This is a genomic window from Arthrobacter sp. MSA 4-2, assembly GCF_016405885.1.
Taxonomy (GTDB): domain Bacteria; phylum Actinomycetota; class Actinomycetes; order Actinomycetales; family Micrococcaceae; genus Arthrobacter_D.
On sequence record NZ_JAEKGC010000007.1, the window covers coordinates 76,138 to 97,429 of the forward strand.

Here is a 21,292-nt window from a genome sequence, read left to right on the forward strand (position 1 = left end):
GAGAATTCCGGAGGAACAGGTGGAACCCCGGCGGGACAGGGTAGGAGGGGATTTCGGGGCAGGTAGTGGACCTTGAGCGGGGCGCCGCCGCCGGATCGGACAGGGCCCGCCGTGCCTACAGGCCTGCGCCGGGCGGCATGGCCGGACCGAAGATCGTCGACGCCTCCGGACGCTTGGCGCTGATTCCATCACCGGAGGAACGGTGGCGCAGGCGCCTCAGGATCCAGGGCATCAGGTATTCCCGGGCCCAGACGACGTCCTCGGTGCGTGCAAGGCGCCAGCTTTTCGGCGGAAGCGGCTTGGCCTGCATCGGTTCGAGGGTGTGGTCCACCGCGAGCGTGTCGAGGACCATCATCGCGATCGTGTGGTGCCCCAGGGGGGAGAAGTGGAGACGGTCCTCGGACCACATCCGGGGATCGGAGAGCTGCCGCAGCGCCCACATGTCGGCGATCACGGCGTCGTGCCGGGCCGCGATAACCCGCAGGTTCTCGTTGAACACCGCGGTCTTCAGGCGCACCTTTCCCAGCACCGTGTCGCGCACGTCGGGGCCGGTGAACAGCACCACCGTCGCGCCCTCGCTGCCGAGGGTCTGCACTGCGGAATCGAGCCGTGCGGCGAGCTGATCGGGGTCGGCGCCGGGCCGCAGGAGGTCGTTGCCGCCGGCGGAGATGCTCACGAGGTCCGGCTTGAGGGCCAGTGCCGGCTCCACCTGCAGGTCCACGATCTGCTGGAGCAACCGTCCCCGCACCGCAAGGTTCGCGTAGGAAAAGCTGCCGCAGCCCCGGCTGAGTTCCTCGGCGACCCGGTCGGCCCAGCCGCGGTTTCCTCCGACGCTGTCGGGGTTGGGGTCCCCGATCCCCTCGGTGAAGGAATCACCAAGGGCGACGTACCGCCGCCAGGGGTGGGGGATAGCCTCCCCCTCGACGTGTACGGGTTCGTCAACTGCAGATACTGCCTGTTTTTCACTCACCCCTTCATCCTGCCAAGTCCGGGGCCGGCTACGCGACCGTAGGTAGCCCCGGTTACGGCGCCGCGGGTGGGCGGAGCGGGCGGGCCGGGGCGCCGCGCATGCCAGAATTGGGGGATGACGAAAACCGGCCCCGCACCCCTGCCCACGCCCGCCTGGGACCCGGTCACCCTCTGGTCCCGGCCGGAAAGCGAACGGGCCGGAACCCCGCTTCTTGTGCTTTTTCACGGCTATATGGCTGACGAACGCGACCTCATGGCGCTCGCCGATTACCTGCCCGGGGAGTTCACGGTGGTCTCGGTCCGCGCCCCCTCCACCGAGGAGCAGGGGTACTCGTGGTTCCCGCTGTCCCGGGACGCCGGGTACTCGGTGGAGGCCGTCGTCGAAGCGCTCAAGCCCCTGGCGGAATGGCTCGATGCCATCCGTGCACCGCACTCGAGCGTCAGCCTGCTGGGGTTCTCCATGGGGATGGGTGTTGCCACCTCGCTGCTGCGCCACCGCCCGGACGACTTCGCCACGGTCGTGGGCCTGTCGGGGTTCGCTGTTCCACCCGAAGGCCACTCCTTCTTCCAGGACGAGGCGCTGGCGGGCCGTCAGGTGCCCTTCTTCTGGGGCCGGGACCAGGCGGACGAGGTGATCGCCTCCTCGATGGTCGAGTACACGCACCGCTGGGCGACCTCGACCACCCGGCTGACCAAGGTGCTGTACCCGAACATGGGGCACAGCATCAGCCAGCAGGAGCTGGCCCACGTCCGGGAGTTCTTGACGCTGACGGTGCTCAAGGCGCCGACCGGGAGAACCGGCGGGGGCTGAAAGGCCCGGCGTTCAGCCCGCGACGATCCGCACGCTCTGACCGTTAACGCTCACGACGTCGCCGGGGTGGAGCTGGCGCCCGCGGCGCTCCTCGATGTCGCCGTTGACCTGGACCAGTCCGTTGTCGATCAGGGTCTTCGCCTCGGCTCCATCCTCGGCCAGGGAGGCGAGCTTCAGCAGCTGTCCCAGCCGGATCATGCCGTCGGAGATGGGAAGTTCGCTGATGCCGGCCGACGCGCCGGGTCCGTTCGGTTCACTGCTCATGAGCCAATTCTGCCCGACCGAAGGCGGGTGCCGGTCCACTAAACTTGACCGGTGACTTCCTCAGCCCCGCTCCCGCCCCTTATCGGCATCCCGGTGGCGCTCGCCGCCGGGACGGCCATCCCCGTCCAGGGGCGCATCAACGGGGCCCTGGGCGCCCGGCTTGACGACGGCGTCGCGGCGGCCCTGGTGAGCTTCGGCACCGGGCTGGTGGTGATGATCCTGATCTCCCTGGTGCTGCCGCGCGGCCGGGCGGGCTTCCGTGCGATCGGTCCCTCGGTGCGGGAACGCCGGTTCCCGCCGGTGTACCTGGCGGCCGGGGCGATCGGTGCGTTCTTCGTGTTCTCCCAGTCCCTGACCATCAGCCTCATCGGCGTCGCGCTGTTCTCCGTGGCCGCGGTCATGGGCCAGTCCCTGAGCGGACTCGTCGTCGACCGGCTCGGCATCGGCCCGGCCGGCAAGCGTTCCGCGACGCCGATGCGCATCATCGGCGTCGTGCTGACGGTGGTCTCGGTGATCTGGGCCGTCTCGCCCCGGTTCGGTGCGGCGGGGGAGCCCTCGTCCTGGCTGATCCCGGTCCTGCTGCCGGTCGCCGCCGGCATTCTGCTGAGCTTCCAGCAGGCCATGAACGGGACGGCGGCCTTCCACTACGGAACCCCCATCACCGCCACCCTGGTGAACTTCATCGCCGGGACCGTGGTCCTGCTCGCGGCCTGGCTGGCGAAGGTCGCGATTGCCGGGCCCGGCAACGCCCTGCCCTCGGAGTGGTGGTACTACCTGGGCGGGCCCATGGGCTGTGTCTTCATTGGTCTGGGAGCGCTGCTGGTGCGCAGCCTCGGCGTCCTGCTCACGGGCCTTGGCCTGATCGGCGGCCAGCTCGTGGGATCGCTGGCGCTTGACCTGTTCGTCCCGGCACCCGGCAGCGTCGTCGCCTTCGCCACCGTCGCAGGCACCCTCCTGACCCTCGTCGCCATCGTGCTGACCACCCTGCCCTGGCCCCGCGGCGCCGCGGCCGCGGCCGCGCGCCGCCGCCGGATCGGGACGACGGCCGGGCGGACCTAGGGGCAGGTTCGGCTCCGGTGCCGGTAGGCTTGGAGCCGGACTGTCCCTTCCTGATTTCCGTAGTTTCTCGTCGGAAATTTGGGAAGGATCCACAGCTTTGCACCCACCATCCCGCGGACCGCACCCAGCGGCCTGCTGACGACCGGAGAACCCCCATGGCGGCACCCAAATCAGCACTCGACCCAATCATCTCCCTCTCCAAGCGGAGGGGCTTCGTCTTCCAGTCCGGGGAGATCTACGGCGGATCGCGTTCGGCGTGGGACTACGGGCCCCTCGGCGTTGAACTGAAGGAGAACATCAAGCGGCAGTGGTGGCAGTCGATGGTGCGCGGGCGCGAGGACGTCGTCGGCCTCGACTCCGCGGTGATCCTTCCCCGCCAGGTGTGGGAGGCCTCGGGCCACGTCGACGTCTTCAGCGACCCGCTGGTCGAGTGCCTCAACTGCCACAAGCGCTACCGGCAGGACCACCTCGAGGAGGAGTTCGAGGAGAAGAAGGGCCGTGCCCCGGAGAACGGGCTGCTCGACATCACCTGCGCCAACTGCGGCACCAAGGGCCGCTGGACCGAACCCCAGAGCTTCTCCGGGCTGATGAAGACCTACCTCGGCCCCGTCGCCAGCGAGGAGGGGATGCACTACCTGCGCCCCGAGACCGCCCAGGGCATCTTCGTGAACTTCAACAACGTGCTCACCACCTCCCGGCGGAAGCCGCCGTTCGGCATCGGCCAGATCGGCAAGAGCTTCCGCAACGAGATCACCCCGGGCAACTTCATTTTCCGCACCCGCGAGTTCGAGCAGATGGAGATGGAGTTCTTCGTCGAGCCCGGCACCGACGACGAGTGGCACAAGTACTGGATCTCCACCCGCTACGACTGGTACACCGACCTCGGCATCCGCCCCGAGAACCTGCGCCTCTTCGAGCACCCGCTGGACAAGCTCAGCCACTACTCCAAGGGCACCACGGACATCGAATACCGCTTCGGGTTCCAGGGCTCGGAGTGGGGCGAGCTCGAAGGCGTCGCCAACCGCACCGACTTCGATCTCTCGACGCACTCGAAGCACTCCGGGACGGACCTGAGCTACTTCAACCAGGCCACCAACGAGCGCTACACCCCGTACGTGATCGAGCCCGCCGCGGGCCTGACCCGCTCCTTCATGGCGTTCCTCGTCGATGCCTACACCGAGGACGAGGCGCCCAACGCCAAGGGAGGCGTGGACAAGCGCACTGTGCTCAAGCTCGATCCGCGCCTGGCCCCCGTCAAGGCCGCGGTGCTGCCGCTGAGCCGCAACGAGGACCTCTCGCCCAAGGCCAAGGAGCTGGCGGCGCAGCTGCGGCGGAACTGGAACATCGACTTCGACGACGCCGGGGCGATCGGACGCCGCTACCGCCGGCAGGACGAGATCGGCACGCCTTTCTGCATCACCGTCGACTTCGACACCCTCGAAGACCAGGCCGTGACCATCCGCGAACGCGACACCATGGCGCAGGAGCGTGTCTCCCTCGACAAGGTCCAGGGCTACCTCGCCGAGCGGATGCTGGGCGCCTGATGGCCCTCGAATACCGTGCCTGGCAGGACGGCGACGACCTCGAGCTGCTCCAGCTGTGGGGCGGCCCGGAGTCGACCCCGTCGGAACAGTTCCGCGGCTCCTTCCGCCCCTCCTCCGAGGAACCCTGGAACCGGTGCATCACCGCACTCGACCAGGGAATTCCGGTCGCGGCGGGGTTCGCCTATGAGACGGCCCTGCACCCGGAGAGGCTCTGGTGCTACGTCGAGGTGGCGGCCGATCACCGCCGCTCCGGTGTCGGCTCGACCCTGCTGACGATGCTGCGCCATGAGGCCGCGGCGTCGCCGTCGGGCGTCACGGCGCTGCGCAGCAAGGTCCAGCCCGGCAGCTCGGGGGCGGCCTTCGCGGAGGCCACCGGATTCAGCACCATCCAGCGCTCCCGGGTGATTGTGGTGAAGCCGGGCGCCCTGGCGGCCCCGCGCTTCGAGGACGCCTCCGGACCCCAGCTCGAGGAGGCAGCGACCGGCTCGGTGGAACTCACCTCGGCCGTCGCCGCCTTCTACACGGCCGTCCACGGCTGGGACCGGGCGGAGATGACCCTTGGCCGGGCTCAGAACCTGCTCCTGGCCGACGCAACCGGAGCCGGAGGGGCGGTGGTGCTGCGGGACAAGCCCAAGAGCGACGGCGGGTCCATCGCGGCCTTCGCCGTCAGCTACACCTCGGCCCGCACCGACGCTCCGGCCGACGTGCTGCTCGGATACGACACGTCCCTGCCCGCATCGGAGCAGGAGGCCGCGGTGGCCAGCCTGCTCGCCATGCTCGTCCACACCTACCCGGTCCAGCTCGAGGTTGACGATTCGATGACGGCACTGGTGAACGTCGTCGAGCCGCTGCTCGCCGCGGGCTCCGCCGTGGAGGCCGCCCCGGCCACCTTCGTCGTCGCCGGCTGACGGCCCGCACCGGGGGAGCGGCAGCACCCGGCCGTCTGGCCGCGCCTGCCCGGTGGCTGCCCGCCCGGGCCTCCGGGGTGCGGGCCGTACCGGGCCGCCTGCGGCTCAGCCCCTGCTGTACCGACCGGTGGCGAGGTCGTGGGCGTCCGCGGCGGCCCGCTCGGCCTCCGTCATGGCACCGCCGCCGAGGTGGGCCGGCTGCCACCACTCACCGGGGGCCGGGACCAGCGGGAAGGTCTCGATGCACCGCTCGATGCCGTCCTGCAGCTCGGCGCGCAGCTTCTCCGTCTCCGCGGCCACATCCGCGCCGGGAGTCTGCCGGATGGGCTCGCTCACGTGGATCCGGACCGGAGACCCCCACGCGCGTCGAAGCGAAAAGCCGTGGCCCCGGGTCAGCAGGCGGTGCGATCCCCATACCGAGACGGGGATGATCGGCACGCCGGCCTCCGCCGCAAGCCGTACGGCGCCGGTCTTGAGCTCGCGTACCGTGTAGCTGCGGCTCACCCCGGCCTCGGGGAGGATGGCGACGTACTCGCCGGCGCGCAGCTTCGCCAGCGCGTCGGCGTAGGCCTCGGCCCCGGCACGGCGGTCGGTGACGACGTGCCCCAGGCCGTACACGATCGGCCCGATCACCGGATGTGATGCCGCCGCCTTCGTGATCATGTACCGCATCTGCACCCGCGCGTGCTTCCAGAGGACGAGTTCGGCGAAGGCGAAGTCGAGGTAACCAAAGTGGGTGATGGCCACGACGGCGCCCCTTCCGGGCACCGCCCGGCGGGAGCGGCCCTGCAGCGGGTCCGGGGCCTGAAGGTTGTCGGTGCCCGTGACCTCAACCCGCAGCCGCAGCGCCGCGAAGGTCAGCAGCCCCGCCCGGACCACCGCGCGGTACATCCGGTCGCTCTGCTTCGGTTTCCATACCATCGTGTTCCTGTCCTGTTCCGGTTGGTGGAGGGGCGGCGGTGGTCCACCGCCCCGGTGACTGTTGCCCGGCCGCACCCGGCGGCTCAGACACTAATGGCCAGTGGTTCGTCGGCGGCCAGCAGGGTCCGGGCCAGGCGCAGATGCGTGGTCTCGACGCCGGCTCCGGTGTCCGCCGCGAAACGGCTCAGGATGAAGGAGGCCGGAATGCCGTGCCAGCTGCCGACCTTGCGGAACATGAAGTGCCCGGCGTTGCGGACGCTGACATAGTTCACCGAAGCGGCGAGGGGCAGGGCGCGCTCGGCGAAGCGGCGGGACTGGCGGGGGCTGGTCCAGCGGTCGGTGTCGCCGTGCACGATCAACAGGTGCCGGTCCTTAATGGGATCCACCGGGGTGTTGCTTTCAAGCCACGGGGCGAGGGCCGCGACGGCGCGGACCTGGGGGTCGTCCGCCGCGCAGATTGCGGTGAGCCCTCCCATCGAGTGCCCCACCAGGTAGACCGGGACGCCCGGATGCTGCTGCCGGATGCGTTCGAGGGCCCACCGTGCGTCCTGCAGCGCCGACATCTCGGGGCCGTTCCAGCCGCGCACCCGGTTGCGCAGTGCCAGAACGGCCAGGCCGTGCGGACCGCCCCGGCGGTGGAGGACCTGGGCGAAGGGAATCATCCGGGAGGGGCTGAGGTGCCAACTGCGCACGGGGTCGAAACTGTGGGCCCGGCCCCCGTGAAGCACCAGGGCGACGGCGGTGACCTCGCCCCGCGGCGCGCGCACCGTCAGGACCGGGTCGGCCGGCACCGCCGCGCGGCCGGGACGCCGCGGCGTCCCGCCCTGTCCAGCACCGTTCCCGCTCATCGCGTCCCCTCCAACTCCTGGGCGCCGCCCTCACCGGTGCACGCCGGGTGCCTTTACCTCCAACCCTAGGCGGCACCGCCCGGGTGTCCACCCTGCGTAGACTCCGTAGAAAAACATTGCTCTTCTGTAACTTCTGCACCACCAACCGAAGGATGTCCGTGGGTACCAGCCACACTTCGACTGCCGGTTCTTCGGAGCCGACCGCTCCAATGATTGCCACCCGCCGCCGTGCGAATTTCCTCCTGGCGGCTCTCCTCCTTCCGCTGGGGCTGCTGACGGTCGCCGGCATGTGGTTGCTGTGGCCCTCGGGCGACACCTCGGAGATTTCGGTGGCCAACCCCTACGCGACCGCGGAGGGGGTCACGTTCGAGACCGGAACGGTGCAGCGCGCGGCCTTCGAGGACTGCCCGTCCTCCCAGCCCACCGTCGACGCCGGCGGCGAGGCCCTCACCTGCCTGGTCGCCTTCACGGTGCCCGACGCGGGCGGCCCCACGGTGCCCGTCGAAGTGACCCCCGAACTGGCCAAGGCCAGCGCCGTCGAGGCGGGGGACCGGATCCGGTACCTGAACCTCGAGGGGGTCATCCAGGGTGGATCGGCGCCCTATGTCTTCGTCGACTTCATCCGCACGGTGCCGATCATTGCCCTGACCATCCTCTACGCCGTCGTGGTGGTCGCCGTCGCCCGCTGGCGGGGATTCCGGGCGATGCTCGGGCTCGTCGGGGCGCTGTTCATCCTGGCGCAGTTCATCCTGCCGGGCCTCGTGGAGGGCGCGCCGCCCCTGCTGCTCGGCCTCGTGGGTTCGGTGGCCATCATGATCGGGGTGCTGTACTTCGCCCACGGTTTCTCCGCCCGCACCTCGACGGCGCTGCTCGGCACCATCTTCGGCCTGGGCATCACGGCGGTGCTGGCGGCCTGGGCCACCGGGACGGCCCACCTGACGGGGGTGGGCGACGACAACGCGTACGCCCTGGTCAACTCCTCCGACCAGTTGTCGATCTCCTCGATCATCCTGTGCGGGCTGATCATCTCCGGCCTGGGCGTGCTCAACGACGTCACCATCACGCAGTCCTCGGCGGTCTGGGAGCTCTACGAACTTGCGCCGTCAACCCCGGCGCGGCGGTTGTTCGCGGGAGCCATGCGCATCGGCCGCGACCACATCGCCTCGACCGTCTACACGATCGCGTTCGCCTATGCCGGTGCGGCCCTGCCCGTGCTGATCCTTGTCTCGCTCTACGACCGGGCCCTGATCGACACCCTCACCAGCGGCGAGCTCGCGGAGGAAGTGGTGCGCACCCTCGTGGGCTCCATCGGCCTTGTCCTGGCCATCCCGGTTACCACGGCCATCGCCGTGGCGGTGGTCAAGGCCGTCGGCGGGCGTGGAACGGGTGCGCCGCCGGTGCCCGCCACCGTTCCGGCGGGCCCGGGCGGCACGCCGGAGCCGGCCCGGCAGGACGCGTTGCAGGAAGCTTTGCAGGGCACACCGTCGCGGGCCGGGAACGCGCCCGGAGCGGAGCCGGAGGTGCCTGCGGGCTCCCGCCGGGCCCGCCGGGAGGCCGAATCGCACTAGGCGGCACCGTGGCCGACCCGGAGACGCCGCGCGGCCCCGCGGCGGCGCTGCCGGACCTGGGCCGCCGGGGGGCCGATGTGCCCGATTTGCCCGCACTTGCGACAATGGAGGGGTGACTGCCGTAACCACCCGGACCGCCGGGCCCGCGCTCCGTTCCGCCGCCCCCGCCGTCGACGCCCCAGCCCTTGACGCGCCTGCCGCAGCTGACGCGGCGGCATCAGCAGGGTCAGTCGACGCCGCCACCCGGCTCGACCTTCCTCCGCTGCGTCTTGGCCCGATCACCGTTGACACCCCCGTGATCCTGGCCCCCATGGCCGGCATCACCAACAAGGCCTTCCGCCGGCTGTGCCGCGAATACGGCGGCGGACTCTACGTCTCCGAGATGGTCACCTCGCGGGCGCTGGTCGAACGCAGCCCCGAATCCCTGCGGATCATTTCCCACGACGAGGACGAGTCGGTCCGCTCCGTGCAGCTGTACGGGGTGGACCCGGCCACCGTCGGCGCCGCCGTGCGCCTCCTCGTCGAGGAGGACCGGGCCGACCACATCGACCTCAACTTCGGCTGCCCCGTGCCCAAGGTGACGCGCCGCGGCGGCGGAGCGGCGCTGCCCTGGAAGCTCGACCTGTTCACGGGCATCGTCCAGACCGCGGTCCGCGAGGCCTCCAAGGGCGGCATCCCGCTGACTATCAAGATGCGCAAGGGCATCGACGAGGACCACCTGACCTTCCTCGAGGCCGGCCGGATCGCCCGCGACAGCGGAGTGGCTGCCGTCGCCCTCCACGGCCGCACCGCCTCGCAGTACTACTCCGGCAAGGCCGACTGGTCGGCCATCGCCGAACTGCGCAACGCCCTGCCCGACATCCCGGTGCTGGGCAACGGCGACATCTGGAGCGCCGAGGACGCGGTCCGCATGGTGGGCGAGACCGGCGTCGACGGCGTCGTCATCGGCCGCGGCTGCCAGGGCCGCCCCTGGCTCTTCGGCGACCTCAGAAACGCCTTCGAGGGAAGTGCCGAGCGCCACCAGCCGGGCCTCGGCCAGGTGGCCGAGACCGTGTACCGCCACGCCGAGCTGCTCGTCGAAGCCTTCGGCAGCGAGATGATGGGCCTGCGGGACATCCGCAAGCACATGGCGTGGTACTTCAAGGGGTACGTCGTTGGGGGCGAACTGCGCGCCAAGCTGGCCACGGTGCCCACGCTCGAGGTGCTGCGGGGCCTCCTCGCCGAGCTCGACGCCGATTCGCCCTATCCGGGTGCCGACGCCGAGGGCCCCCGCGGCCGGGCCGGCTCGCCGAAGAAGACCTCACTGCCGGAGAACTGGCTTCAGTCGCGGCGCCTCAACGAGGCGCAGCAGGCCGACATCTCGGCGGCGGAACTGGACGTCTCCGGTGGCTGACTCCCCGGACATGCGGCGTTCCGCGGCACGCCGCGCCGACCACGACCACCGGCCGAAAGGCAGGAAGGGCTCATGAGCTTTCCCTCCGCACCACTGACGGCGGGCTACGCCGTCGAGGATCTCCACCGGTGGGTCGACGAGCCCGCCAAGAGCACCCACCGCTCCGATTTCGAACGGGACCGTGCCCGGGTCCTCCACTCCTCGGCGCTCCGGCGCCTTGGCGCCAAGACCCAAGTCGTGGCCCCGGACACCGACGACTTCGTGCGGACCCGGCTCACCCACAGCCTCGAGGTCGCCCAGGTCGGCCGCGAACTCGGCCGCTCCCTTGGCTGCGACCCCGACATCGTCGACGCCGCCTGCCTCGCCCACGACCTCGGCCACCCGCCCTTCGGGCACAACGGCGAGACTGCCCTGAACGAGATCGCCCACGGCATCGGCGGGTTCGAAGGCAACGCCCAGACCCTGCGGCTGCTCACCCGCCTCGAACCGAAGGTCATCCGCCCCGACGGCACCTCGGCGGGCCTCAACCTCACCCGGGCCAGCCTCGACGCCGCCTGCAAGTACCCCTGGACGGCCGCGGACGCCCCGCTGATCAACGGGCACCGCACCTCCAAGTTCGGCGCTTACGACGACGACCTTCCGGTCTTCTCGTGGCTGCGCGCCGGCGCTCCCGCCGGCCGCTCCTGCCTTGAGGCCCAGGTGATGGACCTGGCCGACGACATCTCCTACTCGGTGCATGACGTCGAGGACGCCATTGTCGCCGGGCACCTCCAGCTGCGCTGGATGGACAGCCCCGACGCGCGGGCCCGCGTGGTGGGCTACACCCAGCAGTGGTACCTGCCCGGCAGCGACCCGGCCGCCGTCGATGCGGCCCTCGCGCGGCTAGAGAAGACAGCAGTCTGGGTGCGCGAGGCGGACGGGAGCCGCCGCTCCATGGCCGCCCTGAAGAACATGACCAGCCAGCTGATCGGCCGCTTCTGCCTGAGCGCCCTCGAGGCGACCCGCGCCATCTACGGCACGGACCCGCTCACCCGCTACGCGGCGCAGATGGTGGTCCCCGAGGAGACGCAGCTCGAGATCGCCGTGATGAAGGGCCTGGCCACCACCTACGTGATGACCACCGATCACCGGCAGCCGCTCTACGAACGCCAGCGCGAGGTGCTCTCCTCCCTCGTGGCGCAGATGGCCGCCAACGGGGATCGCTACCTCGAACAGTCCTTCGCGGCCGACTGGCAGGCCGCCGGCGACGACGACGCGCGGCTGCGCGTGGTGATCGACCAGGTGGCCTCCCTCACTGACGGCTCGGCGCTGGCCCTGCACGAGAGGATCGTCGGGCCCGTCCCTGCCCTTTGGTAGCGCGGTTCCGGGCCTCCGGCCGCCGCTGACCTCCGCGGCGGCGCAGCGGGGCCGCCGGGGCGCCGCCACCGAAGGTGTCAGTGGCGGGGCCTAAACTGTTGTCATGGCCGGACTCATCAAGCGCGAAGACATCGATGAGGTACGCCAGCGCACCGACATCAAGGAGATCGTCGACGGCTACGTCACCCTCAAGTCTGCGGGTGTGGGCTCCTACAAGGGGCTGTGTCCCTTCCACGACGAACGGTCGCCGTCCTTCCACGTGCGTCCCCAGCTGGGCTCCTACCACTGCTTCGGCTGCGGCGAGGGCGGCGACGTCATCTCCTTCCTCCAGAAGCTCGACCACACCTCCTTCACCGAGACGGTGGAGAAACTCGCAGCGCGCCTGGGCCTCGAGCTCCACTACGAGGACGGGGGCACCGGCCCGCGCCGGGAGGATGTCGGCCGGCGCCAGCGCCTTCTGGACGCCCACAAGATCGCCGCCGAGTTCTACCGCGACCAGCTGCTGACGCCCGGGGCGGCCGCCGGACGGCAGTTCCTCCAGGAGCGCGGCTTCGACCGTGAGGCCGCCGCACACTTCGGGGTGGGCTATGCCCCGCAGGGCTGGGACGGGCTGCTGAACCACCTCACCGGGCGGGGCTTCACGCACGACGAACTCAAGCTCACCGGCATGTTCAGCGTCTCCTCGACGAACGCCTCGCGCCTCTACGACCGCTTCCGCGGCCGGCTGATCTGGCCCATCCGCGACATCACCGGCGACACGGTGGGATTCGGGGCCCGGAAGCTGTACGAGGAGGATCAGGGGCCGAAGTACCTGAACACCCCGGAGACCTCGCTCTACAAGAAGTCATCGGTCCTGTACGGCATCGACCTCGCCAAGAAGGACATCGCCAAGACCCGCCAGCTGGTGGTCGTCGAGGGCTACACCGACGTGATGGCGTGCCACCTCGCCGGCGTCGGCACCGCCGTCGCGACCTGCGGTACGGCCTTCGGGGCGGACCACATCAAGATCGCCCGGCGGCTGCTCTCCGACGACGGCACCGGGGGAGAGGTCGTCTTCACCTTCGACGGTGATGCGGCCGGGCAGAAGGCCGCCCTGAGGGCCTTCGAGGAGGACCAGCGCTTCATCGCCCAGACGTATGTGGCCGTGGAGCCCTCGGGTGCCGATCCGTGCGACCTGCGCCAGACCCGCGGCGACGAGGCGGTGCGGAGCCTCATCGCCGACCGCCGGCCCCTTTTCGAATTCGCCATCAAGGCCTCGTTCGCGAACTTCGACCTGTCCACCGGCGAGGGCCAGGTCAAGGCGCTGCGCCATGCCGCCCCCATCGTGGCGCGCATCCGCGACGTGTCCCTGCGCTCCACCTACACGCGGGAGCTTTCGCGCTGGCTGGGTATGCAGTTCGTGGGGGAGGACCAGGTGGCGCGGGCCGTCACGGCCGCCGCGCGCCGTGAGGGTGCGGCCCCATCGGCGACCGCAGGAACTTCGACGGGCGCCGGTTCCGGGCGCTCAGACTCCGGTCGTGCCGGGTACGGCGGGCCCTCCGGCGGCGACCGGCCAGCCTCCCCGGCCGGGGACGCACAAATGGGGTCCCCGGCGGCCGGTCAGGACGGTGCTGCCGCCGAGGGTGCCCTTAACCAGCCTCAGTTCACCCGGCCGGATCCGCGCGATCCGATGGCGCGGATGGAGCGTGAAGCCCTCGAGGTGGTGCTGCAGCAGCCGGGACTGCTCGATGCCACCCAGTGGGAGCGGTTCGGCGACGCCCCGTTCTCGGTGCCCGTCTACGCCGCACTGCGCACCGCCGTGCTCGCCGCGGGAGCCGCCGGGACCGATGCCGCGCAGTGGGTCGAACGGGTGCGCCGGGAGGTGCCCGACGTCCTGCGGCCGCTGGTGAGCGAGCTCGCCGTGCGCCCGCTGCCGGCGAAGGACGCCGACGCCATGGCCGTGTACTGCCGGGACATCCTGAACCGGTTGACCGAGCTGCGGATCACCCAGCAGAAGGCCGAGAAACTGGGGCAGCTTCAGCGCATGGATCCGGCCGCCGATCCGGTCCTCTACAACCAGCTGCAGCGTGAGCTGATGGACCTCGAGATGCAGCGCCGGCAGCTCCGGCCGGACTGATCCGGCGCCAATTTCACTTCACCCGGTTTCGTATGTAAAGTTGTATCTGCCGCTTTCCTCCGTAGCTCAATTGGCAGAGCATTCGACTGTTAATCGAAGGGTTACTGGTTCAAGTCCAGTCGGAGGAGCAATCAGGGCCGTTGACGGTTTTTCCGTCAACGGCCCTTTCTTTTTGGGCCTGGACTTCTTCGACTCGAACCCCGCGGGTGCCGGGTTACTGCAGCGAGGCTCCCGGCAAGGCGGCTCCCGCGGCACCGGGGCCCTGCTGATGGTGGGTCCTCCGGGCGTAGGGTTGAGCCATGAACTCCCACGGCAGTGTCATCCTGGTCACGGGCGCCACCGGCTACATCGGCGGACGGCTCGTCTCACGCCTCCTGAACGAAGGCCACACCGTCCGGGTGGTGGTGCGCACGCCCGAAAAGCTCAAGGACGTCCCCTGGGCCGAGCGCGTCGAGATCGTCCAGGGCGACCTCCAGGATCCTGAGACCATGGAGGCCGCCTGTGGAGGCGTCGAGGCCCTCTACTACCTGGTTCACTCGATGGGCTCGGGCCGCGGGTTCGAACGCCGTGAATCGTCGATCGCCGCCACTGTGGCTTCCGCTGCGACGGCCGCCGGGGTGGGGCGCATCATCTACCTCGGGGGGCTCCACCCCGACGGTGTCGCCCTGTCGACCCACATGCGTTCGCGCACTGAGGTCGGGCGCATCCTGCTCGAGTCGGGCACCCCGACCATCGCCTTCCAGGCCGGCGTCGTCATCGGTTCGGGATCCGCGTCCTTCGAAATGATCCGCCACCTCGCCGACGTCCTGCCCGTGATGCCCGCACCCAAGTGGGTGCTGAACCGGATCGAACCCATCGCCGTCCGCGACGTCATCCAGTACCTCATCGGTGCCCTTGGCCTGCCCGCGGGCCTGAACCGGACCTTCGACATCGGTTCACGGGAGGTGCTGACTTACGCCGAGATGATGAACCAGTATGCCGAGGCGGCGGGCCTGCCACGCCGGACGATCCTGGCCCTGCCCGTGCTGACCCCGCGGCTGGCCGGGCACTGGGTGAACCTCGTCACTCCCATTCCGCGGGTCATGGCCATGCCGCTCATCGAGTCGCTCCAGCACGATGCCATCACCGCCGAACACGACATCGACGAGTTCATCCCCCTCCCCGCCGGCGGGCTGACCGGCTACCGCACGGCCGTTGACCTGGCGCTCGGCAAGATGCGCGGCGGCGAGGTCGAAACGAGCTGGGCGGGGGCCTCGAGTTCCGACGCCGTGGCGGACCCGCTGCCGTCGGACCCGCAGTGGGCCGGCCACACCGTCTTCACCGATTTGCAGACCTACCGCTCCTCGGCCCCGGCCTCAGCGCTGTGGAACGTTGTCGAAGGCATTGGCGGCGAGAACGGCTGGTACTCCTGGCCCGTCGCCTGGGCCGCCCGCGGGTGGATGGACAAGCTGGTCGGCGGCGTCGGCCTGCGCCGCGGCCGACGGGACGCCGACGAGCTCCTCACCGGTGAAGCGCTCGACTTCTGGCGCGTCGAGGAGCTGGTCAGGGGGGAGCGGCTCCGCCTGCGGGCGGAGATGAAGGTTCCCGGCCGGGCCTGGCTTGAACTGAGCGTCGAACCGGATGGCACCGGGAGCACCTACCGCCAGCGTGCCGTGTTCTTCCCCCGTGGCCTTTCAGGACGCCTCTACTGGCTCGCGGTGCTGCCCTTCCACAACTTCATCTTCAAGCCGATGGCGCGCAATATCGCCCGGGCCGCCGAGGCCCAGGCCGCCCAGACGGCGGGCTGAGCGTACCCCGCCGGCTCTCCCGGTCCGCCGGCCGCCGTGGTGCCGGGGGACCTGCGCCCGGCGGCTAGGCCAGTGCGGGCACGCTCCGTGGCCGCACGATCGTCCAGAGGGCCACGATAGCCAGGGCGATGCAGGCGGCCATCACCACCGCCATGGGGGTGGCGCTGTCGATGCCCAGCACGCCCACGATCGGCGAAACGGCACCGGCCAGGCCGAAGGTCACGGCCCCGAGGATCGAGGCGGCGGTACCGGCCTGCGCGCCGTGATTGAACAGGGCAAGCACCTGCACGCAGGGGAAGACGAAGCCGGCGGCCATGATGTAGAACCACAGGGGGACGGCGGTGCCCCACAGCCCCAGCCCCAGCTGGTCGAACGCCACGATCAGCAGCGACATGACCAGCATGACGACGGTGGCTGCGGCAATCACCCACTGCGGCCCGAACCTCCGCAGCACCCGGGAGCTGATCTGCACGCCGGCGACGATGCCGAGGGAGTTGATCCCGAACAGCAGGCCGTACTGCTGCTCACTGAGCCCGTAGAGGGTCTGGAAGAGGAACGGCGATGCCGACAGGTAGGAGAACAGGCCCGAGAAGTTCATCCCGCCGACCAGAAGCACCCCGAGGAAGATCCGGTCCGTGAGCACGGCGCGGTAGCGCTGGAGCGCGGTTGAGCCCGAGCTTCTCCGTCGCTCCCGCGGAAGCGTCTCGATGATGAAGACCGACACCGCAATGATGACCAGGATCCCGTAGGCGGCCAGGAACCAGAAGATCCCAGGCCAGTCCACCACCACCAGCAGCTGCGACCCGATCACCGGGGCAAAGATCGGGGCCATGCCGTTGACGAGCGCCAGGTAGGAAAACATCCGCACCAGTGCGTAACCGCTGAACAGGTCGCGCACCGTGGCCAGGGCGACGACGCCGCCGCCCGCGGCACCCACGCCCTGCAGGACGCGGAAAAACATGAGCATGCTGATGTCCATGGACAGGGCTACGCCGATCGAGGCTCCGACATGGAGCGAGGTGGCCAGGATCAGCGGCACCCGCCGGCCGACCTTGTCGCTGAGCGGGCCCACGATGAGCTGGCCCACGGCAAGGCCGATGATCGTGCCGGTGAGGGTCAGCTGGACCGCGGCTTCCGTGACGTTGAAGTCACGCTGCAGCGCGGGGAAGGCCGGAAGGTAGAGGTCGATGGTGAAGGGGCCCAGCGCCGTCAGGGCACCGAGAATGCCAACGTAAATAAGTTTCTCCCTGCGGGAGAGGCTGTCGCCGGGGGAGATCGGGGTGGTCAAGGGCTACCTATCGGGACGTGGTGGTTCGGGGTGGCTCGGGCAGCCCCGGTCGTCAGCAACGCTATTCCACCGGGGGATTGAAACGGTAGGGAGGCGCCGCGCTGCGCCGTTTCATGACGTGGGCCGAAGGGTCGAGGCCGCGACAGGCCCGCCATTTAGTTGCTGGGGCGAACCAGTGTCTTGGATATCTTAGAACGTCTCCCGGGGAAATGGGTGCTAAGCAGGCTTCCCACTGACGTAGTGTGTTGGGAATGCGGGCGGCGGACGGGTCCAGCCGGAGCTGGACCCGTCCGCAAGTACGCAGAGGAAACAATTTACGGCTGCCCCTCCTCCCACCGGTGGTAATTTTAGGGTCAGTATCTCTCAGGCAGCAGGATCACGAATGGAGGCAGGGCGTATGAGCAGCTCGGCTAGTACACGCGGCAAGCGGTCAACCGGCTCGCTTTCCCTCTTTGGCATACTTCGGCTCTTCGCGCGGCTCACCCCGCGCCAGCTCAGCGACGAATACTCGCTGGCCCTGGAGCAGATGAAGCAAAAGGGAATCAAGGCCGGGGTCGCGGCCGCGTTCCTCGCCGTCGCTGTGGTGTTCCTCGTCGCCTTCGCGATCTCCCTGCTCGTCGCGGGCATCATGGGCCTCGCCACGATCATGCCGGCCTGGCTCGCCGCCCTGCTGGTCGCCGCCCTGTTCCTCGTCCTCGCGGCAATCATCGGCCTGATCGGTGTCTCGCGCTTCAAGAAGGCCCTTCCGCTGCTGCCCGAGGACGCGATCCGCGGCGTACGGTACGACATCGGCGTCCTGCGTGAGGGCCGCAGCTTCGACCCCGCGACGCTCGATGTCAAGAAGCCGAAGGACGAGCAGGAGGAGGCCGAGAAGGCCAAGGAGCGCAAGCCCAAGGAGCCCACGCCCTCGTACCAGGAACTGCGCGGACGCTCCGGGGAGCGCCGGATCCACATCGCCGAGGCCCGCGATTCGCTGGGGAACCGCCTCGACGTCAAGAGCCGCTTCGCCGAGAACCGCGAGAAGGTCAAAGCACGCGCCGCGCAGACCCGCGTGGAGCGCGCCGAGCGGAAGGGTACCCCCGTCGCCGCGACCGCCGTCGAGAAGCCCGTTCCGCACACGATCGAACTCAAGGACCGCTGGCAGCCGCTGAGCGTCCTCGGCGCTTCCCTCGTGGCCCTGGCCGTGATGGTCCGCCGTCTGGCTGCCAAATAGCGGATTGCGCCGGATCTGCCTGCATAATGGCAGTGGAGGCACTTAGTGATTCGACTTATCGGCGCCGGCACGCGTCCCGGCGGAGAAGGCCCCGTGCTGGCCACCGCGTGGACCCTGCCAAACGCCGTCACCCTGGTCCGGTTCCTTGGGGTGCCGTTGTTCGTCTGGTTCATCGTCACCAACCAGTACGGCCCTGCTGTGGTCACCCTGGTGCTCATCGGGTCGACCGACTGGGTTGACGGCTACCTTGCGCGGCGCTTCAACCAGGTGTCCTCCGTCGGTCAGTGGCTCGACCCGGTCGCCGACCGCACGGCCCTAATCATCGTCGCCATCACCTTCGTCGTTGACGGGGTGGCACCGGCCTGGCTCGTCTGGTCGATTGTGATCCCCGACGCCATCCTCATCACCAACGCCCTGATCCTCTTCGGCAGCCGGCTGCGCCTGCGCGTCAGCATCGTGGGGAAGATCCGCACGGCCCTGCTGCTGCTCGGTTCACCGCTGCTGCTCCTTCACCGGGTGCCCGGGTATGACGATCCATTGCTCCTGGCGGTCGCCCACGCGCTCCTGATCGCCGGCTGCGTGGGCCACCTGATCGCCTTCTACGGGTACTTCACCGCGGCCCACCGCCTCCACCGTGCCGAGCGCGCGGCGGGCCGGCCGCTGACCCAGCCGGCGGCAGAGACGGCACGTGAGGGCTGATCCGCCGCGGCGGACCTCACGGGGACGGGGGCCAGGCGGAGGGTACGGGCAGCGGCGGCAGCCGGTGCGCCCATGACGCTTCTCGCGATCCTCCTCGCCCTGGTGGGGGCTGCCTGCCTTGCCCTCGGCGCCCAGCGGCAGGGTAGCGCGGTGCGCGCGAACACGGGAGGCCTCGCACTTGGCTCCGCCGCCGTCCTGCGCCTGCTGCGCAACCCCCGCTGGGTTTTCGGGCTCGCCCTGCTGGTGGCCGGGATGGGGATGAACGTCGTCGCCCTGGCCATGGCAACCCTCACCGTCGTCCAACCCATCGGCGCCATCGCCCTGGTGATCACGACCATCATCAACTCCAAGGACCAGGGGATCCGGCTCAACCGGCCCACCGTGGCCGCCATCACCGCCTGCGTCACCGGCAGCGCCCTGTTCGTCCTGCTCGCGGTGAACGTCACCCGGGCGGAGCACCGCGTGGGCGTGAACCAGGAACTGTCGGCGGTGCTGCTGCTCACCCTCGCCGTCGCCGTCTTTGGCTCCCTGGGCCTGGCGGCGCGCCGGCGGCTCAACGCCTTCGCCTACATCCTCGGCGCCGGAGTGCTCTTCGGGTTCGTGGCGGTGCTGACGAAGATCGTCGCGACGCACCTGCTTGACCCCAACGGGCGGTTCCTGCTCAACGTCCCTTGGTACACCGTCGTCGCGCTGGTCGCCGCCGCCCTGCTCGGGTCGTGGTTCGTGCAGAGCGCCTACGCCACGGGCCCGCCGGACCTCGTGATCGCCGGGCTCACGGTGATCGACCCGATCGTGGGAATCGCCGTCGGTATCACCATTCTGGGCGAACTGAAGCCAGAGGTTCCCACCGTCACGGCGATTGGAATGGCCGGGGCCGCATTGATTGCTATCGTTGGAGTGGTTGCGTTGTCGCGCCATCATCCTGATGTCGTAAGGCGGCGGCGCTGACGACGACGGCGCTCTGCCGCTACCGATACACCTACGTAGGGGATCCAAAGTGAGTTATCCGGCTGGTACCAAGCCACTGACCGTCCTGATTGCCGCAGATACCTACCCTCCCAATATCAACGGCGCCGCCCAGTTCGGGTACCGCCTGGCCAAGGGGATGGCCGCCCGCGGCCACAACGTGCACGTCCTGGCGCCCAACCCGGCCAACGGCCGGAGCTACACCGAGGAGCCAGCCGGGGCATGGACGGTCCACCGGCTCCGTTCGCACAGCGTGCCCACCCACGATTACTGGCGCATCTGCCTGCCATGGGAGATCAAGCGCGATATCAGCATGCTCTTCGACCGTGTCCAGCCCGACGTCGTGCACGTCCAGTGCCACTACATGGTGGGGGAGTACACCCTCTACGAAGCGGTGAAGCGCGGCATCCGGGTGATCGCCACGAACCACTTCATGCCGGAGAACCTCAACCCGTTCCTGCCCTTCCCCGAGTGGTTCAAGCGCATCGTCGCCAAGAACTCCTGGCGCGACATGGGAAGGGTGATGGGCAAGGCCGACGCCGTCACCACGCCCACCCCGCTGGCGGCCAAGGCGATGCACGATCACGCGTTCCTGCGCCGGGTACTGCCGATCTCCAATGGCATCGACGCCGCGGCGTACGAGCCGCGCCCCGGCGAGCAGCTGCCCCCGCGAAAGCACCCGACGGTGCTCTTCGTCGGGCGCCTGGCCGAAGAGAAGCACGTCGACGTGCTGATCGACGCCGTGGCGAAAACCCCCGCCGAGCTGGATGTCCACCTCGAGGTGATCGGCGGCGGTGAGGTCAAGCGGGCCCTGCAGGCCCAGGCCGAACGCCTCGGAATCGGGAACCGCGTGAAGTTCCTTGGCCTGGTCAGTGACGAGGAACTGCGCCTCGCCTACCTTCGGGCCGACATCTTCTGCCAGCCCGGCACCGCGGAACTGCAGTCGCTGGTGACGCTTGAGGCGATGTCGGCGTCGACCCCGGTGCTGCTGGCCAATGCGATGGCCCTGCCGCACCTCGTGGCCGACGGCGAGAACGGCTACCTCTTCACGCCGCACGACAGCGACGAGCTGGGCCGCCGCATCACCGAACTCGTCACCCTGCCGGACGCCGACCAGGAGCGGATGGGCAAGGCGAGCCGTTCCCTCGTCGAGAAGCACAGCATCGACGCCACCCTCGAAACCTTCGAACGGCTCTACTACGGGCTCAGCGTGGAGGTCGAACTCGCGTAGTTCCGGTTTACGCCCCGGCCGGCTCCTCCCCGCGCACCGGGGCGGGCCCGGCCCGTGGCCTCCGCAGGACCGGCTTCCCGTGCCGTTTCGGGCGGCGGGCGGCTCCGGCCGAGCGGATACAATAAACCGTGCCGCCGGCGCGGCCGTCGCCGCCCGGCACGCGGGGCTGTAGCTCAGCTGGTTAGAGCAGCGGACTCATAATCCGTTTGTCCTGGGTTCAAGCCCCAGCAGCCCTACATGGAAGATCCTCGGAACCACAAGGTTCCGGGGATCTTTTTGTTCGCCGTCCCCCTGTCCGCCGGTCGCCTGCGTTCTCTTTGCCACCTCTTTGACACCCGCGGCGCGCCTTTC

18 protein-coding genes and 2 tRNA genes are annotated in these 21,292 nt (G+C 69.6%); 15 read left to right on the forward strand and 5 right to left on the reverse strand.

Going from position 1 to position 21,292, the window contains the following annotated elements; genetic code table 11:
• Positions 1-115: 115 nt before the first annotated feature.
• On the reverse strand, positions 116-970 hold the full coding sequence (locus tag I6N91_RS09355) for an SGNH/GDSL hydrolase family protein (RefSeq protein WP_198812307.1): 855 nt from the start codon (positions 968-970) through the stop codon (positions 116-118).
• 114 nt (positions 971-1,084) lie between these two features.
• Between I6N91_RS09355 and I6N91_RS09360 the strand changes: the two genes are divergently transcribed.
• Entirely contained in the window at positions 1,085-1,780 is a 696-nt protein-coding gene (locus tag I6N91_RS09360) for an alpha/beta hydrolase (protein ID WP_198812308.1), read from the forward strand.
• A gap of 12 nt (positions 1,781-1,792) precedes the next feature.
• Here the strand turns inward: I6N91_RS09360 and I6N91_RS09365 are convergent, their stop codons facing one another.
• Positions 1,793-2,044, reverse strand: a complete 252-nt coding sequence (locus I6N91_RS09365; RefSeq protein ID WP_159615893.1) for an RNA-binding S4 domain-containing protein — start codon at positions 2,042-2,044, stop codon at positions 1,793-1,795.
• Between the two features lie 51 nt (positions 2,045-2,095).
• On the opposite strand from I6N91_RS09365, the gene I6N91_RS09370 reads away from it, so the two are divergent.
• The 3 genes from I6N91_RS09370 to I6N91_RS09380 all read left to right on the forward strand — a co-directional run bounded on the left by I6N91_RS09370 (position 2,096) and on the right by I6N91_RS09380 (position 5,555).
• A complete protein-coding gene (locus I6N91_RS09370) occupies positions 2,096-3,103 on the forward strand; it encodes a DMT family transporter (protein WP_198812309.1) in 1,008 nt (335 codons plus the stop codon).
• Between the two features lie 155 nt (positions 3,104-3,258).
• Positions 3,259-4,647 (forward strand): glycine--tRNA ligase, encoded by a 1,389-nt coding sequence (locus I6N91_RS09375; protein ID WP_198812310.1) that lies wholly within the window; start codon positions 3,259-3,261, stop codon positions 4,645-4,647.
• Positions 4,647-5,555, forward strand: a complete 909-nt coding sequence (locus tag I6N91_RS09380) for a GNAT family N-acetyltransferase (RefSeq protein ID WP_198812311.1) — start codon at positions 4,647-4,649, stop codon at positions 5,553-5,555. The genes I6N91_RS09375 and I6N91_RS09380 overlap by 1 nt, the downstream gene beginning before the upstream one ends.
• Positions 5,556-5,660: 105 nt before the next feature.
• On the opposite strand, the gene I6N91_RS09385 is transcribed toward I6N91_RS09380, so the two are convergent.
• Together I6N91_RS09385 and I6N91_RS09390 are read right to left on the reverse strand one after the other, a co-directional pair.
• The gene (locus I6N91_RS09385; RefSeq protein ID WP_198812312.1) at positions 5,661-6,476 is read right to left on the reverse strand and encodes a lysophospholipid acyltransferase family protein; all 816 of its coding nucleotides are present in this window, start codon (positions 6,474-6,476) and stop codon (positions 5,661-5,663) included.
• A gap of 83 nt (positions 6,477-6,559) precedes the next feature.
• Positions 6,560-7,324, reverse strand: coding sequence for an alpha/beta hydrolase (locus I6N91_RS09390; protein WP_198812313.1), 765 nt, complete (start codon positions 7,322-7,324; stop codon positions 6,560-6,562).
• Positions 7,325-7,476: 152 nt separating this feature from the next.
• Between I6N91_RS09390 and I6N91_RS09395 the strand changes: the two genes are divergently transcribed.
• From I6N91_RS09395 to I6N91_RS09420, 6 genes are all read left to right on the forward strand, one after another.
• Positions 7,477-8,892 carry a YibE/F family protein gene (locus I6N91_RS09395; protein WP_198812314.1) on the forward strand — a complete coding sequence of 472 codons (1,416 nt, stop codon included), beginning with the start codon at positions 7,477-7,479 and terminating at the stop codon, positions 8,890-8,892.
• A gap of 262 nt (positions 8,893-9,154) precedes the next feature.
• Entirely contained in the window at positions 9,155-10,285 is a 1,131-nt protein-coding gene (gene dusB, locus I6N91_RS09400; protein WP_233091696.1) for a tRNA dihydrouridine synthase DusB, read from the forward strand.
• A 72-nt stretch (positions 10,286-10,357) separates the two neighbouring features.
• Positions 10,358-11,641 carry a deoxyguanosinetriphosphate triphosphohydrolase gene (locus I6N91_RS09405; RefSeq protein ID WP_198812316.1) on the forward strand — a complete coding sequence of 428 codons (1,284 nt, stop codon included), beginning with the start codon at positions 10,358-10,360 and terminating at the stop codon, positions 11,639-11,641.
• 103 nt (positions 11,642-11,744) lie between these two features.
• On the forward strand, positions 11,745-13,757 hold the full coding sequence (gene dnaG, locus I6N91_RS09410; protein ID WP_198812317.1) for a DNA primase: 2,013 nt from the start codon (positions 11,745-11,747) through the stop codon (positions 13,755-13,757).
• Between the two features lie 55 nt (positions 13,758-13,812).
• A tRNA-Asn gene (locus tag I6N91_RS09415) sits at positions 13,813-13,885 on the forward strand.
• Positions 13,886-14,056: 171 nt separating this feature from the next.
• Entirely contained in the window at positions 14,057-15,544 is a 1,488-nt protein-coding gene (locus tag I6N91_RS09420) for an SDR family oxidoreductase (RefSeq protein WP_198812318.1), read from the forward strand.
• A 64-nt stretch (positions 15,545-15,608) separates the two neighbouring features.
• Here I6N91_RS09420 and I6N91_RS09425 read toward each other — a convergent pair whose 3' ends face one another.
• Positions 15,609-16,832, reverse strand: a complete 1,224-nt coding sequence (locus tag I6N91_RS09425; protein WP_198812319.1) for a multidrug effflux MFS transporter — start codon at positions 16,830-16,832, stop codon at positions 15,609-15,611.
• A gap of 397 nt (positions 16,833-17,229) precedes the next feature.
• Between I6N91_RS09425 and I6N91_RS09430 the strand changes: the two genes are divergently transcribed.
• The 5 genes from I6N91_RS09430 (at position 17,230) to I6N91_RS09450 (ending at position 21,177) form a co-directional block, all read left to right on the forward strand.
• Entirely contained in the window at positions 17,230-18,045 is an 816-nt protein-coding gene (locus I6N91_RS09430; RefSeq protein WP_198812320.1) for a phage holin family protein, read from the forward strand.
• A 45-nt stretch (positions 18,046-18,090) separates the two neighbouring features.
• Complete coding sequence (locus I6N91_RS09435; protein ID WP_198812321.1) at positions 18,091-18,744, forward strand: CDP-alcohol phosphatidyltransferase family protein; 654 nt, start codon at positions 18,091-18,093, stop codon at positions 18,742-18,744.
• A 72-nt stretch (positions 18,745-18,816) separates the two neighbouring features.
• Entirely contained in the window at positions 18,817-19,692 is an 876-nt protein-coding gene (locus I6N91_RS09440; RefSeq protein ID WP_198812322.1) for a DMT family transporter, read from the forward strand.
• A gap of 49 nt (positions 19,693-19,741) precedes the next feature.
• A complete protein-coding gene (locus tag I6N91_RS09445) occupies positions 19,742-20,941 on the forward strand; it encodes a glycosyltransferase (RefSeq protein ID WP_198812323.1) in 1,200 nt (399 codons plus the stop codon).
• 162 nt (positions 20,942-21,103) lie between these two features.
• Positions 21,104-21,177, forward strand: a tRNA-Ile gene (locus I6N91_RS09450).
• The last annotated feature ends 115 nt before the right edge of the window (positions 21,178-21,292 follow it).